12 protein-coding genes and 2 pseudogenes are annotated in these 14,699 nt (G+C 69.2%); 4 read left to right on the top strand and 10 right to left on the bottom strand.

Going from position 1 to position 14,699, the window contains the following annotated elements; all coding sequences use genetic code 11:
* Positions 1-8 precede the first annotated feature (8 nt).
* The 4 genes and pseudogenes from ACXYMW_RS09005 to ACXYMW_RS08990 form a co-directional block, all read left to right on the top strand.
* Positions 9-824 (top strand): shikimate dehydrogenase family protein, encoded by an 816-nt coding sequence (locus ACXYMW_RS09005; protein WP_459034980.1) that lies wholly within the window; start codon positions 9-11, stop codon positions 822-824.
* Positions 821-2,215, top strand: coding sequence for an FAD-binding oxidoreductase (locus ACXYMW_RS09000; protein WP_459034979.1), 1,395 nt, complete (start codon positions 821-823; stop codon positions 2,213-2,215). Before ACXYMW_RS09005 ends, ACXYMW_RS09000 begins: the two co-directional genes overlap by 4 nt.
* Entirely contained in the window at positions 2,212-3,813 is a 1,602-nt protein-coding gene (locus tag ACXYMW_RS08995; protein WP_459034978.1) for a GMC family oxidoreductase, read from the top strand. The genes ACXYMW_RS09000 and ACXYMW_RS08995 overlap by 4 nt, the downstream gene beginning before the upstream one ends.
* 392 nt (positions 3,814-4,205) lie before the next feature.
* Positions 4,206-4,648: pseudogene (locus ACXYMW_RS08990) on the top strand (transposase family protein); the annotation flags it as partial.
* A 70-nt stretch (positions 4,649-4,718) separates the two neighbouring features.
* Here the strand turns inward: ACXYMW_RS08990 and ACXYMW_RS08985 are convergent.
* From ACXYMW_RS08985 to ACXYMW_RS08940, 10 genes and pseudogenes are all read right to left on the bottom strand, one after another.
* Positions 4,719-4,856, bottom strand: coding sequence for a hypothetical protein (locus tag ACXYMW_RS08985; protein ID WP_459035043.1), 138 nt, complete (start codon positions 4,854-4,856; stop codon positions 4,719-4,721).
* 180 nt (positions 4,857-5,036) lie between these two features.
* Positions 5,037-5,309: pseudogene (locus ACXYMW_RS08980) on the bottom strand (SDR family NAD(P)-dependent oxidoreductase); the annotation flags it as partial.
* An 83-nt stretch (positions 5,310-5,392) separates the two neighbouring features.
* Positions 5,393-6,919: a UxaA family hydrolase gene (locus ACXYMW_RS08975; protein WP_459034977.1), complete on the bottom strand. Its 1,527-nt coding sequence runs from the start codon at positions 6,917-6,919 to the stop codon at positions 5,393-5,395.
* Positions 6,920-6,947: 28 nt separating this feature from the next.
* Entirely contained in the window at positions 6,948-8,435 is a 1,488-nt protein-coding gene (locus ACXYMW_RS08970; protein WP_459034976.1) for a tripartite tricarboxylate transporter permease, read from the bottom strand.
* 3 nt (positions 8,436-8,438) lie between these two features.
* Positions 8,439-8,894: a tripartite tricarboxylate transporter TctB family protein gene (locus tag ACXYMW_RS08965; RefSeq protein ID WP_459034975.1), complete on the bottom strand. Its 456-nt coding sequence runs from the start codon at positions 8,892-8,894 to the stop codon at positions 8,439-8,441.
* 58 nt (positions 8,895-8,952) lie between these two features.
* Positions 8,953-9,915, bottom strand: coding sequence for a tripartite tricarboxylate transporter substrate binding protein (locus ACXYMW_RS08960; RefSeq protein WP_459034974.1), 963 nt, complete (start codon positions 9,913-9,915; stop codon positions 8,953-8,955).
* Between the two features lie 65 nt (positions 9,916-9,980).
* Positions 9,981-11,189: a CaiB/BaiF CoA transferase family protein gene (locus tag ACXYMW_RS08955; RefSeq protein WP_459034973.1), complete on the bottom strand. Its 1,209-nt coding sequence runs from the start codon at positions 11,187-11,189 to the stop codon at positions 9,981-9,983.
* A 5-nt stretch (positions 11,190-11,194) separates the two neighbouring features.
* The gene (locus ACXYMW_RS08950; RefSeq protein ID WP_459034972.1) at positions 11,195-11,875 is read right to left on the bottom strand and encodes a nitroreductase; all 681 of its coding nucleotides are present in this window, start codon (positions 11,873-11,875) and stop codon (positions 11,195-11,197) included.
* A gap of 71 nt (positions 11,876-11,946) precedes the next feature.
* Positions 11,947-13,110 (bottom strand): acyl-CoA dehydrogenase family protein, encoded by a 1,164-nt coding sequence (locus ACXYMW_RS08945; protein ID WP_459034971.1) that lies wholly within the window; start codon positions 13,108-13,110, stop codon positions 11,947-11,949.
* A gap of 3 nt (positions 13,111-13,113) precedes the next feature.
* Positions 13,114-14,628, bottom strand: a complete 1,515-nt coding sequence (locus ACXYMW_RS08940) for an AMP-binding protein (protein WP_459034970.1) — start codon at positions 14,626-14,628, stop codon at positions 13,114-13,116.
* Between the last annotated feature and the right edge of the window lie 71 nt (positions 14,629-14,699).

Here is a 14,699-nt window from a genome sequence, read left to right as displayed (position 1 = left end):
GCGAGACCATGCCCGACGTCACCGGCCACACCCGCCTCTTCGGCATCCTTGCCGACCCGATCCACCACGTGAAGACGCCGCAGGTCATGCACGAGGTCTTTGCCCGCCACGGCATCGACGGCGTGCTGGTGCCGATGCATGTCGCGCCCGCGGGCCTGCGCGCCGCGCTCGACGGGCTCCGCGCGCTGCAAAACTTTGGCGGCTTCATCGCCACGGTGCCGCACAAGCCGGCGATGCTGGACCTCTGCGACGCGGTTGAGGGCGACGCGGCGCGGATCGGCGCGGTGAACTGCGTCCGGCGCGAGGCCGACGGCCGCATGGTGGGCGCCATGCTCGACGGCATCGGCTTCGTCGAAGGGCTGCGCGGCGCCGGCATCGACCCGACCGGCGCGCGGGTGCTGCTGGCGGGGGCCGGCGGCGCCGCCTCGGCCATCGCCTTCGCGCTGGCCGAGGCCGGGGCGGCCGGGCTGACGGTGGTGAACCGGACCGAGGCCAAGGCCACGGACCTCGCCGCGCGCGTCGCCGCCGCCTATCCCGGCTGCGCGGCCGAGGGCCGGGCCGAGGCCGGCGATGTGGCGGGCTACGACATTGTCGCGAACGCCACCTCGCTGGGCCTGCGGCCGGGCGATCCGCTGCCGCTGCCGGTCGCGGGGCTGCATGCCGGGCAGGTGGTGGCCGAGGCGATCATGGACCCGGAAGAAACCCCGCTCCTCGCCGCCGCGCGGGCGCGCGGCGCGCGGGGGCATCCGGGCCTGCCGATGCTGCGCTGCCAGATCGAGCTGATGGCGCGTCACATGGGCGCGCTCTCCCCGGTGCCGGCATGAGCGATCTGCGCGACACCCTGCGCGGCATCGTCGGGGCGGCGCATGTGCTGACCGGCGACGACATGGCCGGCTACGCGACCGACTGGCGGCGCAGCGTCACCGGGCGGCCGCTGGCGGTGGTGCGCCCGGCCTCGACCGAGGAGGTCGCGGCCGTGGTCCGCGCCTGCGCCGCGGCCGGGGCGGGCATCGTGCCGCAGGGCGGCAACACCGGGCTGGCGCAGGGCGCCACGCCCGACGACAGCGGCGATCAGGTGGTGGTCTCGCTGACCCGGGTGGCGCGGATCCGCACGCTCGACCCGCTGGGGCAGGTCATCGAGGTCGAGGCCGGGGTGGTTCTGCAGACGTTGCGCGAGGCCGCGCAGGCGGCCGGGCGCGACCTGCCGGTGTCCTTCGCCGCCGAAGGCTCCGCCACGCTGGGCGGCATCATCGCGACCAATGCCGGCGGGCTCGACGTGCTGCGCCACGGCATGACCCGCGATCACGTGCTGGGGCTCGAGGTGGTGCTGGCCGACGGCAGCGTCGTCTCCGGCCTGCGGCGGCTGCGCAAGGACAACGCGGGCGCGGACTGGAAGCATCTCTTCATCGGCGCGGAGGGGGCGCTCGGCATCGTCACCGCGGCGGTGCTGCGGCTGTCGCCCAGGCCGCGCGACCGGGTGGTGGCGCTGCTTGCCCCGCGCGACCTGCCCGCGGCGCTGGAGGTCTTCGGTCAGGCCACCGACCGGATGGGCGAAACGCTCACCGCCTTCGAGCTGATCTCCCCCCGGTCGGCCGAGCTGGTGGCACGTCATGCCGGCCTGACCACGCCGGTCGAGACCGAGGGCTGGCTGCTGCTGGTCGAGGCCTCGTCGTCCCTCAGCGGGCTGCGGGACGCGGCGATGGAACTGCTGGAGGCGCTCTTCGAGGCCGGATCGGTGACCGACGGCGTGGTGGCGGAAAGCGAGGCGCAGGCGGCAGACCTCTGGGCCCTGCGCGAGCGCGTGACGGAAAGCGAGGCCGCCGAGGGGCCGAGCCTCAAGCACGACGTCTCGGTGCCGATCCGGGACATCCCCGAGGTGCTGGAGGCGATCGGCGCGGCGCTGGCGCGGGTCGCGCCGGGGGCGGTGCCCAACGTCTTCGGCCATCTCGGCGACGGAAACCTGCATGTCAATGTCGGCCTCGCGCCGGGCGCGGAAGCCGCGGCGATCCAGCGCGCGGTGCACGACGCGGTGGCCGCGGCGGGCGGCTCGATCTCGGCCGAGCACGGCCTCGGCGCCTACCGTCTGGCGGAGTGGCAGCGGCTCGCATCCCCGGAGGAGGTGGCGCTGGCGCGGCGGATCAAGACCGCGCTCGACCCCGCGAACCGCATGAACCCCGGCAAGGCGCTGCCGGCGCCGGAAGCGGGGCGGCGATGACCGGGGAGTTCGATTACATCATCGTCGGCGGCGGCACCGCGGGCTGCGTGCTGGCCAACCGGCTGAGCGCCGACCCTTCGGTCCGGGTGCTGCTGCTCGAGGCCGGGCCGGAGCCGCGCAGCCCCTGGATCGCCATACCGGCGGGCTTCTACAAACTGCTGACCAACCCGCGCCACAATTGGCGCTTCACCTCGACACCCGAACCCGCCACCGGCAACCGCGAGATCGCCATCCCGCGCGGCAAGGGGCTGGGCGGCTCGACCCTGATCAACGGCATGATCTACGTCCGCGGCCAGCGGCAGGACTACGACGGCTGGGCGCAATCCGGCTGCACCGGCTGGGGCTGGGACGAGGTGGAGCCGGTGTTCCGGCGGCTGGAGCGCTACGCCGGGCCGGATCCGGAGGGGCTGCGCGGCCGCGACGGGCCGCTCGACATCGCCGAGGTCGTCGAGCGCCCGGCGATCGGGCAAGCCTTTCTCGACGCCGGGGCGGCGGCGGGTCATCCGGTCAACCCCGATTACAACGGCCATGCACAGGACGGCGTCGGCTGGTATCAGGTCAACCAGCGGAATGGCCGCCGCGCCAGCGCCCATGCCGCCTACCTCGCCCCGGTGCGCAGGCGGCCGAACCTCGCGGTCCGCACCGGTGCGCGGGTGGCGGCGCTGGAGATCGCCGAGGGCCGCGTCACCGGCGTGACGCTCGACGGGCCGGGGGCGGAGCGCATCGCGGCGCGGCGCGAGGTGATCCTCTGCGCCGGCGCGGTGCAGACGCCGCATCTGCTGGAGCTGTCGGGCATCGGCGACCCGGCACGGCTGCAATCGCTGGGGATCGCGCCACGGGTCGCGGCGCCGGGCGTGGGCGAGAACTACTCCGACCACTTCTGCACCCGGCTGAACTGGCGGGTGCGCCGCGCCGAGACGCTGAACGAGCTCAGCCGCTTCCCGCGGCTCCTGCGCGAGGTGGTGGACTATGCCCTGCGTCGCCGCGGCATCCTGACCTTCGGCACCGGGCTGGCGCATGGCTTCCTGCGCTCGCGGCCGGGGCTGGCGGGGCCGGACGTGCAGCTCTTTTTCATGCACGCGAGCTACGCCAATGCCGCCGAGCGGCGGCTGGAGCGGCGGCCGGGCATGACGCTGGGAGTGACGCAGCTGCGCCCGGAGAGCCGCGGCAGCATCCACGCCGCCACGCCGCACCTGCGCGATCAGCCCGAGATCCGGCCCAACTTCCTCGCCACCGAGGAAGACCGCCGGGTGATGGTTGACGGCATGATCGCCGCCCGCGCCATCGTCGAGGCGGCGCCGATGGACGTCTGGCGGGCGCACGAGATGTCGCCGGGGCCGGACTGCACGCGCCGCGAGGACTGGCTGGCCTTCGCGCGGGCCAACGGCCAGACGATCTACCACGCCGCCGGCACCTGCCGGATGGGCGGCGACGCGGCCTCGGTGGTGGATCCGCGGCTGCGGCTGCGCGGCGTCGCGGGACTGCGCGTGGTCGACGCCTCGGTGATGCCAACGCAGGTGTCGGGCAATTCGCAGGCGGCGGTCTTCATGATCGCCGAGCGTGCGGCAGAAATAATTCGGGAAGATGCAGCGAAATGAACCTGCCCGGGCATATGCCCAAGCCTCCATGGTCATGCTTGAGTGTGCGGCCGAAACGGCGGCCAGTTCACTTCCCGAAAAAAAACGTAAGCACCCGATTGTCACCGCCTGCCTGCTTTCGGGCGTATGTCTCATACTCCATCGTTATTGACGTCGTTGACGACGTCGTATCGAGCCGGGACTGATATGCGGCATGAGGTGATCGTCGGTGTCGAACGGCGACCGCGTTGGTGCGAGGAGCAGAAGCTCGGCGTGTTCCTGGAGGTGGCTGAGGAAAACTGAACAGCCGGAATGGGCGGATTTTCCGCGCAAGAGCAGCATGATGCTGCGAGCGAGGAGAAGTCTTATGACGACGACCGGCCCGGAATCACAGTCCGGCGTTCAAGGCGAAAGTGGCGGTGGCTGCGATCAAGGGCGAGAAAACCCTGGTCGAGCTTACGCAGGATTTCGACCTGCGCCCGAACCAGATCAAGCAATGGCGAGACCAGCTTTTGGAAGGCGCGACTGGCGTATTCGGCGAAGCCCCGAAGGGCGATCCCGCCCCGAAGGTCGATGTGACGACCCTGCATGCGAAGATCGGAGAGCTGACGCTGGAGAACGATTTCTTGTCCGGCGCGCTCGGCAAGGCGGGACTGTTGCCGAGCGCAAGAAGATGATGGATCGGAGCTCGAAGTTGAGCCTGTCGCGCCAGGCCAAGGCGCTCGGTATCAGCCGTAGCAGCGTCTACTACAGGCCGCAGCCGGTCGGGGATGCCAATCTCAAGCTGGTGCACCGGATCGACCAGTTGCAAATGGAATTCCCGTTTGCGGGCAGCCGGATGCTACACGGTCTGCTGGTTTAGAAAGACTTCGTAGGGGGTCTCCTGAACTTTGTGTATCCGGCCCGGTCCATGCGGTTTGGGATACTCAAGCGTCGAAGCGCTCGCCGAACATTATTGCAAACTGATTGCGGGCGGCAAACCAATCCCTGGACATTTCGGCCGTCCTTCTCCCGAAGTGGGCGAGCGTGCTGTGCGCCTGGTCCTCGACACTGAGGGTAAGCATGGATCGCGCTGGCAGGTGGTTATATTTCGGCGTAAATTGATCCTATCGGCAATGCAGCCGCTTCGTTCTTTTTCTCGAACGGCGTCGGCGTCGGAAGCGCGGCATGAACGTACTACGACGCTGGAACGGCGTTTCACTGACGTTCAAGTAGAGTTGCTCGCGTAGCCGCGTATTAGCGATCTAGCCGCCGTCGATCCTGAGCGCGCTACCGGTGACCAGCGTCGCGGCGTCGGAGGCGAGATAGAGCACAACGCCCATCAGGTCCTCGATCTCGCCGGCGCGGTCGAGCTTGATTTTCTCCTCGATCCGCGCGCGGCCCTCAGGGTTGTCGAAGGACGACCGCGTCTGGTCGACCAGCACGAAAGTCGGGCCGAGCGTGCTGACGCGGATGCCGGCGGCACCCCATTCGATCGCCATCGCCTTGGTGAAGCACTCGACCGCATGCTTGGAGGCGGGGTCGAGGCCTGCGGCGCGAACGGGGCGGGCCGGACACCGGCCGCGAGGACACGGCCTTGCCAATGGCCGTGTCCTCCTGATCACATCTGCGCGTAGGTCTGCCACGGCGCGAATTCGGCCTCGCCGAGATCGAGGACTTCGGACAGCGTCCGCTTGCCCGACGCCACCGCGAGCATCTCCGCAAAGATCCGAGCGCCGGCCTCGGCTACGCTTTCGGTGCCATCCGTGATCGTGCCGCAGTTCAGGTCCATGTCGTCCCGCATCCGATCGAACATCGGCGAGTTGGAGGCGATCTTGATCGAGGGCGCGGGCTTGTTGCCGTAGCACGATCCGCGCCCGGTGGTGAAACAGACCATGGTGCAGCCCGAGGCCACCTGCCCAGTGATCGACACCGGATCGTAGCCCGGGCTATCGACGAAGACGAGGCCGCGCGCGGTGATCGGCTCGCCGTAGCCGTACACTCCGTTCAGGTTGGTCGACCCGGCCTTGGCCACCGCACCCAGGGACTTTTCGAGGATCGTGGTCAGGCCGCCGGCCTTGTTGCCGGGGGTAGGGTTGTTGTTCATCTCTGACCCGTGGCGGGCCGCGTAGTCCTTCCACCAGTCGATCAGCGCGACCAGCTTCCGGGCCACTTCCGGCGTGGCGGCGCGGTCGGTCAACAGGTGTTCGGCGCCGTAGATCTCGGGCGTCTCGGCCAGGGCCGCGGTGCCGCCGTTCCGCACCAGAAGGTCGACGGCATGACCGAGGGCCGGGTTCGAGGTGATGCCGGAATAGCCGTCCGAACCGCCGCATTGCAGCGCTACGACAAGCTCGGAAGCCGGCACTGTCTCACGCCGAGCGGTATCGGCATGGGCCAACGCCGCCTCGAGCCATTCCAGCCCGAGCTCCACGGTGCGGCGCGTGCCGCCTTCGTCCTGCAGGACATGGTAGCGGAACCGTTCGGGCGGGGGATTGCCGTAGACCTCGAGCATCAGGGGGATCTGGTTCGCCTCGCAGCCCAGCCCCAGCATCAGCACTGAGGCGAAATTGGCATGGGTGGCGTAGCCCCAGATGGTGCGCTGCAGCTTGCGGAAGGCCTCGTCATCGGTGCCGATACAGCAGCCGGCGCCGTGCGTGATGGGCACGATCCCGTCGACATTGGGATAAAGGTCGAGAAGGCCACGCTTCTCGGCCTCGCGGGCGATCAGCCGCGCGGCGCCGGCCGAACAGTTGACCGATGTCACGATGCCCACGTAGTTGCGCGTGCCGATCTTGCCGTCGGGGCGGCGGTAGCCTTGGAATGTTGCGCGCTCGGCCGCGGGCACTAGCTCGGTCGCCCTGGCGAGGCGCCCGAAACGATGGTCGCGCGCGTGGTCGGCCATGGCCGCGTTCTGGGTATGAACATGCTCCCCGGCGCGGATATCCCGCGTGGCGCGCCCGATCACCTGGCCGTATTTGCGGATCTCCGCGCCGGCGGGGATCGCGTCAAGCGCCACCTTGTGGCCCCGTGGCACGAGCCCGTGGGCAGAGGTCTCGAACGGCGCCAGGGATGTGCCGTGCTCGACGGAGTCCAGCACGATCAGGACGTTGTCGGCGTCGTGCAGCCGAAGGGCGAGGGATCTTGTCATGGCAATGCCTTTCCGTGGAGGGGCGGTGTCATACCGCTGCAGCGCGCCGTGCCCGCAGATGCCGGATCACCGGGGTCAACAGGACGAGCACGATCAACGCGACCAGCGTGATCGAAATGGCGCTCGAAACCAGGTAGCCGTAATCGCCGCCGCTGATGCGCAGCGCGCGCCGGAACGAGGCCTCTGCCATCGGACCGAGGATCACCGCCAGCACCGCCGGCGCGGTGGGAATCTCCAACCGTTCCATGGCGAAGCCGATCAGGCCGAAGCCGAGCATCAGCCAGACGTCGAACATGCTGTTCTGCACCGCGTAGACGCCCACCGTGGTCAGCGCGAGGATCATCGGGCCGAGCAGCAGCGGCGGCAGCCGCAGCACGTTGACAAAGGCCCGCGCGCCGACCCGGCCGATGACATACATCAGCCCCGAGGTGATCAGCATGGTCAACATGAAGCCGTAGACCGTTGTGGCATTGTCCCGGAACAGCTCCGGCCCCGGTTTTAGCCCGTGCACCAGCATCGCGCCGAGGATCACAGCCGCCACCGCGTTGCCGGGCACCCCGAGGGTCAGCGCCGGGATCAGCGTCGCAGCGGTGTCGGCGTTGTTGGCGCATTCCGGCGCGGCGAGCCCGTCCGGCGCGCCCTTGCCGTAGTCCGGATTGCGGCTGACGCGGCGCTGTTCGTTCCACGCCAGAAGCGCCGCGACATTGCCGCCAAGGGCGGGGATCAACCCGATGAAGAGCCCGATGGCCGAGCTGCGAATCCAGACCGGCACCAGCCCGGCCCAGTCGATGCGGTGGCGCGGGCCGCCAAGGCTCAGCCCGGAGGCATCGATCTCTCCGCGCCCCAGAAGCAGCCCTACCGCGGGCGGAATGGCGTAGAGCCCGGTCAGCAGGACGATGATGTTGACCCCGCTCAGCAGGTTGAGCTCGTCGAAGGTGAAGCGCTCGGTGCCGGTAATCGAGTCGATGCCGACGAGCCCGACGATGAGGCCGAAACAGGCGCTCAGGAAGCCCTTGGCGGGATTGTCGCTGAGCAGCACCGCGATGGTCATCATGCCGAACATCGCCAGCCAGAAATAATCCGCCGGGCCGAACTTTAATGCCACCGCTGCCAGAGGCGGCGCCACCAGAAGCAGCGCCACCGCGCTTACTGCGCTGCCGATCGCAGAAGAGGCGAGCGAAATGTCGAGCGCCGCGCGGGCCTGGCCTTTGCGCGCCATCTCGTAGCCGTCAAAGACGGTGGCGATGCCGGCGGGGGTTCCAGGGATGCGCAGCAGGATAGCCGGGATCGAGCCGCCATACATGGCGCCGTTGTAGATCCCCGCGATCATGCCGAGCGCAACCAGCGGCGGCATCGCAAAGGTCAGCGGGATCAGCACCGCGATTCCCATCGTCGCCGAAAGCCCGGGCAGGGCGCCGACCCCGATGCCGACCGCGGTGCCCAGCACCATCGCCAGCATCACGTCCAGGGAGAAAACGAGCGGCGCTGCCGCCCAGATGTTTGCCAGGATATCCATCGCTCAGCCCATCAGTCGGATCAGCGTTTCTGGGGGAAGCGGAACCGACAGCAGCAGCCGGAACACCGCATAGAGGACACCGGCAAAGCACAGCGTCACCGGGATCAGGACCTTCCAGTTGCGGTAACCCAGGGCTCCCGAAAGCGCCGGCAGCATCGCGATCGTCGCGGTGAAGAAGCCCAGCGAGCCCACCGCGAGGGTGTAGAGCACGATCGCCGCGACGATCACCGCCAGGCGCCGCATCTCGCCCCAATTGCCGAAGTTCTCCCGCGGCGTGCCGCGGGAGAGGGCCCGGCCGCTCTGCGCGGCCCAGACCAGGGCGAGCATCACGGCGAGCCCGCAGACCGCCACGGGCATCACCCGCGACTGTCCGGGATAGCCCGCGGCCTCTGCCAGCAAGGCGGCGAAGACGACCGCGACGCCGAGGGCCGCGAGCAGTTCGATCAGGTTCCGGGTCATTGCCAGCCTCCCGTGCATCCCGTTCCGGCTCTCGGGCACGGCCGTCCTCGCCCCCATCTTATTGCTCGATCCAGGGCTGGGCGTCCCAGAGCGACTGATATTCCGCGCTCAGGTCCTGCATGGATTTGGTGAACGCCTTGGCGTTCATGTAGAACAGGGGCAGATCCTGTTCCGCCGCGGCGGCGCGGAATTCTGGATCGTTCATCGCCTGCTCGGTCGCCGCGCTGAGCTTCTCAAGTGCCTCGGCCGGGATGCCGGCGGGCGCGCCGAGGCTGCGGTTGGCGCCCATAACGATGTCGTAGCCCTGTTCCTGGAAGGTCGGGATATCCGGTGCGCCCTCCCAGCGTTCGCTGGCCATCTGCCCGAGGACGACGAGCGTGCCCTCCTGCGAGTCCGACACCATCTCGCTGACATTCATCGAGGCCATCTTGATATGTCCCCCCAGCAGCGCGGCGCGGACGTCAGCATTGCCGTCGAACGGCACATGACGCATTTGCACACCGTGCTCGCGCTCGAGCGACAGAACCGCCAGATGGTCGTCCGACCCTGCGCCGGCGGTGCCGTAGGTGACCTCGCCCGGGTTCTCGCGCGCGTATTCGATCAGTTCGTCCAGCGTGCCGATCCCGGCATCGGGAAGAACCCCGAAGGCGCCGGGATCGTAGATCACGTTGGCAACCGGCTGGATATCGTCGAGCGTGTAGCGGGCTTTGCGCTGAATCGGGATGGTCAGCACGTTGGGCGCGTTGATGAACCCGATCGTGTAGCCGTCGGCCTTGCTGTGGGCGAGTGCGGTAAAGCCGACCTCGCCGCCTGCGCCGGGCTTGTTGCTGACCGAGATGCTGACCTCGTTGCCGAGATACTTCTCGAGATAGGGGACCAGCGTGCGCGCCGCCACATCGGTGCCGCCGCCGGCGCTATAGGCGACGATCATGGTGATGGGGCGTTCAGGATACTCCGCGAGCGCGGCGGCGGGAACGATCCCCAGCGCGGCCACGGCGATGCCGGCGAGATAGGTTTTCATGCTGTCCTCCCTTTCAAGTCTTGTGCGGGTCATAATGGGTTCCTCCCTTGGGTCGGGCCCGGCCGTCAGGTCAGGGCCCCGGCTCGCCGGAATTCGGCGATCTCTGTGCCGGCGAAGCCGAGTTCGCCGAGAATGACGTCGGTGTCCGCGCCGGGGCCGGCCGGCGGCGGCGGGGTGGCGGCGGGCGTGCGGTCGAGCCGGGGTGCCGGCGCGGCCTGCCAGACCCCGGCAAGCTCCCGGAAGGTGCCGCGCGCTGCCGCATGCGGATCGCGCACCGCCTCGTGCCAGTCGAGGACCGGCGCCACGCAGGCATCGCTGCCCGCAAAGACCGTCCGCCAGTCGTCGCGGTCGCGGCTGCGGAAGACGGCCGCGAATTCGGCGATCTGCGCGGCCCAATGGCTTCGCTCGTTCTGCTGCGCCAGCCATGCGGCCGGCAGTCCGGTCAGCCGCAGAAGCTCGGCATAAAAGCCGGGCTCGATCGCGCCGACGGCAATGTAACGGCCGTCGCGGGTCTCGTAGCAGCGGTAATAGGGCGCGCCGCCGTCAAGCATGTTGGCCTCGCGGTCGGCGGTCATGGCGCCGCTGGCGATCTTGCCGTGCAACAGCCCCATCAGCGCCGCCACACCGTCGGTCATCGCGGCATTGACGACTTGTCCGCGGCCGCTCTTGGCCCGTTCGACCAGCGCCGCGAGAACCCCGAACAACAGCATCATTGCGCCGCCGCCGTAATCCGCCACGAGGTTCAGCGGGGGCGTCGGCGGCGCGTCGCGCCGGCCCATCGCGTGCAGCGCGCCGGTGAGGGCAAGATAGGTCAGGTCGTGCCCGGCCGAGGTGGCGTAGGGACCGTCCTGACCCCAGCCGGTCATCCGGCCATAGACCAGTCGGGGGTTGAGTGTCAGTGCCACGTCCGGGCCAAGTCCCAGCCGCTCCATGACGCCCGGGCGGTAGCCCTCGATCAGTACATCGGCGCGGGCGATCAGGCGCCGGGCGATCTCGACGCCGCCGGGCGTCTTCAGGTCGGCCGCGATCGTCCGCTTGCCTCGCCGGTTGACGCTGTGAGGTTCCGGCGCGGCGCTGCGCCGGTCGAGGATGCAGACCTCGGCCCCGTGATCGGCCAGCATCTGCCCGGCGAGCGGGCAAGGGCCGAGCCCGGCCAGTTCCACCACCCGAAGCGAGGACAGCGCGCCGGCGCGCGGCGCGGCCGCCGCCTTGGCCTCGGCCGGCGATCCGGCGGGGCGGCCCGGGCGGGCCTGATATGCGGGGGCAGGGTGCATCCCGGTCAGTCGGCCTTGAAGCCGAGAAACTGCACCACCCGGCCGAAATCCTCGCGCTCGCTGACGAGGCTGTTCTCGACCCGGTCAGTATCCTCGTAGCCCAACGAGATGCCGGCCACGAGCGACTGGCCGTCGGCGGCGCCGAGCGTTTTCAGCACCGCGTCTTGGTAGGGCACCCAGGCGGCTTGCGGGCAGGTATGCAGCCCGTGGTCGCGCGCCGCCAGCATGACGGTCTGCAGAAACAGGCCGACGTCGGCCCAGTTGCCCTTGGCGAGGTAGTCGTCGATGGCCACGAAGATCCCCACCGGCGCGCCGAAGAACGAAAAGTTGCGCAGACCCTGCCGCTTGCGGCGTTCGGTGTCGCCGCGCTCGATGCCGAGAAGGGAATAGAGGCCCCAGCCCACGGCCCGGCGACGGCTGTTATGCACCTCGTTCCAGCGTTGGGGGTAGTAGCCGACGTCATGGTAGGTGGCCGCGCCACCGCTACCGATCTGCTCGAGCACCGCATCCGTCACTGCCTGCTGCGTCTCGCCGGTGCAGACATAGACATGCCAGGGCTGGGTGTTGGTACCGCTCGGCGCGCGCAGAGAGACCTTCAGGATCTCTTCCACGATCTGTTTCGGCACCGGGTCGGGCCGGAAGGCGCGTACGGATTTGCGCGTGAGGATTGCGTCGGTGACGTTCATCTGGGGGGTCCTTTCATGTGTCGGGGCCGTCTGTGCGACCGTCTTCGGGGCCGGCATCTGGCTGGATCGGGTCATCGCGTCGTTCCTGAGGCCACGAGATCGCGGGAGACGCGGTCGAGCAGCATCTCCGTCGATCCGTCGATAAGCCGGGCGATCCCGGCGGCGACGAGATGGCGGGCGAAGGGCGCTTCGGTCTTTAGGCCCGCGGCACCCGTGGCATGGGCCAGCACCGGGATCTGTCGGGCGGCCATGTCGGTGGCGAAGATCTTGGCCTCGGCGGCGATCCGGCGGGCGTCCCGACCGGTGCCGAAATCGACCTCGGCGCGCCGCACGAGGCCGGTGGCGGCCGCGAGATCGGCCGCGGCCTGCGCCAGCGGCCAGCGCCAGGCCGGAGTCGCCGCAAGCGTACTGCCGAAAGCCGTGCGAGCGGTGCCGTGGGCTATGGCGTGATCGAGCGCGGCACGCACCATGCCGCAGCACATCGCCGCTACGCAGATGCGCGCACCGTTGAGCGCGGCCAGCGTGTCCTTGAACGCGGTGCCGGGCTGGAGCACCACATGATCGGCAGGCACGCGGCAAGCCTCGAACACGAAGCCGCCGACGCCGGAAGAGGCAAGGGCGGGGCCGGCCCCTTCGGTGAGGCGGGTGACACCCGGCGCATCGGCATCGACCACGAAGGCGCCGATGCTCGCCCCGTCCCCGGCGTCGCCGGTCTGGGCGAACACGATCACCGTCGCAGCGTGACGCGCGTTTGTAATCCACGCCTTGCGCCCGTCGAGCTGCCAGCCGCCCGGCACCGCCCGGGCCCGGCAGGTCATCGCCGCTAGGTCGGACCCGGCGTCGGGTTCGGTCAGGGCGGTGCAGGCGGTGGCAGCGCCCGACACCAGCGGAGGAACGAAGCGCGCCACGGCGGCCTTTGTCCCGTGCCGCGCCAGCCGCAGCGCTGCGTTATGCGTGTTGACGATGGAGAGCGCGGCGCTGAAATCGACCTCGGCCAGCGCCTCGCAGATGCGGGATTTGCAGGCGAAGGAGGCGCCGCTTCCGCCTAGGGCGACGGGGAGTTCGATCCCAGTCAGACCCAGTTCCGCCGCCTGCCGGAGCAGGTCCGGGTCCGTTGCGCCCGACGCTTCGACCGCGGGCGCCGCCCCGGCCAGCGGCCCGGCGGCGAAGCGGCGGGCGGTTTCGAGCAAAGCCTGCTCGTCCGGGGCCAGATCCGTCGCGGCGTCAAACTGCATGGCTCAAGTTCCCGCTGCGGCGGCGCGCGCAGTGTATTGTTCGATAAGGCCCTTCTTGTAGAGCTTGCCGTTCTCCTGCCGCGGCAGCGTGGCGACGAAATCATAGGAACGCGGGCATTTGACGGCGCTCAGCCGGGCGCGACAGAAGGCGTCCAGTTCCGCGGCGCCGGTGCCGAGGCCTGGCTGTGCGAGTTGCACGACCGCCATCACCTCTTCTCCGAAATCCGGGTTCGGCAAGCCGAAGACGGCCACGTCCTCCACTGCCGGATGCAAGCTCAGGGCGTTCTCGACCTCTTGCGGGTAGATGTTCACTCCGCCCGAGATGATGGTGTTGGACAGCCGGTCGGTGAGGAACAGAAACCCCTCATCGTTCAGGTGGCCCACATCACCCAGTGTGGTCCAGCCCCGCGCATTGCGGACGCTCGCCGTCTTGTCGGTCGCGTTGAGGTATTCGAAACGGGCGCGGCTTTCGAAGTAGACCACGCCGGTTACGCCGGGCGGCAGGGGATCGCCGGCGTCGTCGCAAACATGGACGGCGCAGCCTACCGGGCGTCCCACCGAACCGGGATGGCGCATCCAGTCCTCGGTGCCGATCGAGACATGCCCGACCCCCTCGGAACCGGCGTAGTATTCGCGCAGGATGGGCCCCCACCACGCGATCATGCGCCGCTTGAGGTCTTGCGGGCAGGGCGCCGCGGCATGGATAGCGCAGCGGTGCCGGGACAGGTCGCGACGCGCCTTGACGTCCTCTGGCAGGCGGTCAAGGCGGACGAAATGGGTGGGCACCCACTGGCTATGCGTGACGCCGCAGTTTTCTATCAGATGCAGCGCGCGCTCAGCGTCGAACTTCCGCATGATGACCACGGTTCCGCCTGCGCGCAGCGTCCGCAACGTCCATTGCAACGGGGCGGCGTGGTAGAGCGGGGCCGGAGAGAGATAGCAGATCGTCTCGTCGAGCCCATAGAGGTCGTAGAGCGCCCTGTTGGCCGGATCTAGGGTGCCGTAGGGCCGTTCGGGGAGCGGCTTGAAGATGCCCTTGGGCCGTCCGGTCGTCCCCGAGGAATACAGCAGATCGACACCTTCGCATTCATCGGGAACCGGGCCGTCGCTTTGGTCTTCCAGGAGCGGCTCGAGCGCGGCGAAGCCCGGCGCCGCCCGGTCCAGCATGAAGTCCTCCCGGTCCGGCGGCGCGGTGAGCGGCGCCAGTGTGTCGGCGAACCGGGCTGAAGTAATCAGAATGCGCGGCTCGCAATCGTCGAGGATGTAACCGATTTCTTTGCTGGAGAGGTGCGTGGCGATGGGTGTCACATGAAGGCCTATGCGCCATGCGCCCCAGACCAGAGGCAGGTATTCCCCGCGGTTCTCGATCAGGACGGCCACGCGGTCGCCCCGACGCAGGCCGCGGGCGCGCAGCAGATGCGCGCAGCGCCGAGACAGTGCCTCGAATGCCGCGTAGGTGTAGGCTGTCGTGCCGTCGTCGAGGATGATGGCGGGCTTATCGGGCTCCTGTGCGGCCATGCGGCCGGGGTGGAAGGTGCCATGTGTCCGGGTCATCGTGGTCTCCAGTCGTCCGGCCGCAGCAGTACGGG

This window comes from Roseivivax sp. CAU 1761 (assembly GCF_054482755.1).
The sequence above is the reverse complement of the archived record's forward strand: the minus strand, read 5'-3'. Positions and strand labels throughout refer to the sequence as shown.

Bases quoted from the DNA above. Each gene is read 5' to 3' on its own strand.
- ACXYMW_RS09005 (WP_459034980.1), top strand. From the start codon at position 9: ATGCCCGACGTCACCGGCCACACCCGCCTCTTCGGCATCCTTGCCGAC.
- ACXYMW_RS09000 (WP_459034979.1), top strand. From the start codon at position 821: ATGAGCGATCTGCGCGACACCCTGCGCGGCATCGTCGGGGCGGCGCAT.
- ACXYMW_RS08995 (WP_459034978.1), top strand. From the start codon at position 2,212: ATGACCGGGGAGTTCGATTACATCATCGTCGGCGGCGGCACCGCGGGC.
- ACXYMW_RS08985 (WP_459035043.1), bottom strand. From the start codon at position 4,856: ATGCTTACCCTCAGTGTCGAGGACCAGGCGCACAGCACGCTCGCCCAC.
- ACXYMW_RS08975 (WP_459034977.1), bottom strand. From the start codon at position 6,919: ATGACAAGATCCCTCGCCCTTCGGCTGCACGACGCCGACAACGTCCTG.
- ACXYMW_RS08970 (WP_459034976.1), bottom strand. From the start codon at position 8,435: ATGGATATCCTGGCAAACATCTGGGCGGCAGCGCCGCTCGTTTTCTCC.
- ACXYMW_RS08965 (WP_459034975.1), bottom strand. From the start codon at position 8,894: ATGACCCGGAACCTGATCGAACTGCTCGCGGCCCTCGGCGTCGCGGTC.
- ACXYMW_RS08960 (WP_459034974.1), bottom strand. From the start codon at position 9,915: ATGAAAACCTATCTCGCCGGCATCGCCGTGGCCGCGCTGGGGATCGTT.
- ACXYMW_RS08955 (WP_459034973.1), bottom strand. From the start codon at position 11,189: ATGCACCCTGCCCCCGCATATCAGGCCCGCCCGGGCCGCCCCGCCGGA.
- ACXYMW_RS08950 (WP_459034972.1), bottom strand. From the start codon at position 11,875: ATGAACGTCACCGACGCAATCCTCACGCGCAAATCCGTACGCGCCTTC.
- ACXYMW_RS08945 (WP_459034971.1), bottom strand. From the start codon at position 13,110: ATGCAGTTTGACGCCGCGACGGATCTGGCCCCGGACGAGCAGGCTTTG.
- ACXYMW_RS08940 (WP_459034970.1), bottom strand. From the start codon at position 14,628: ATGGCCGCACAGGAGCCCGATAAGCCCGCCATCATCCTCGACGACGGC.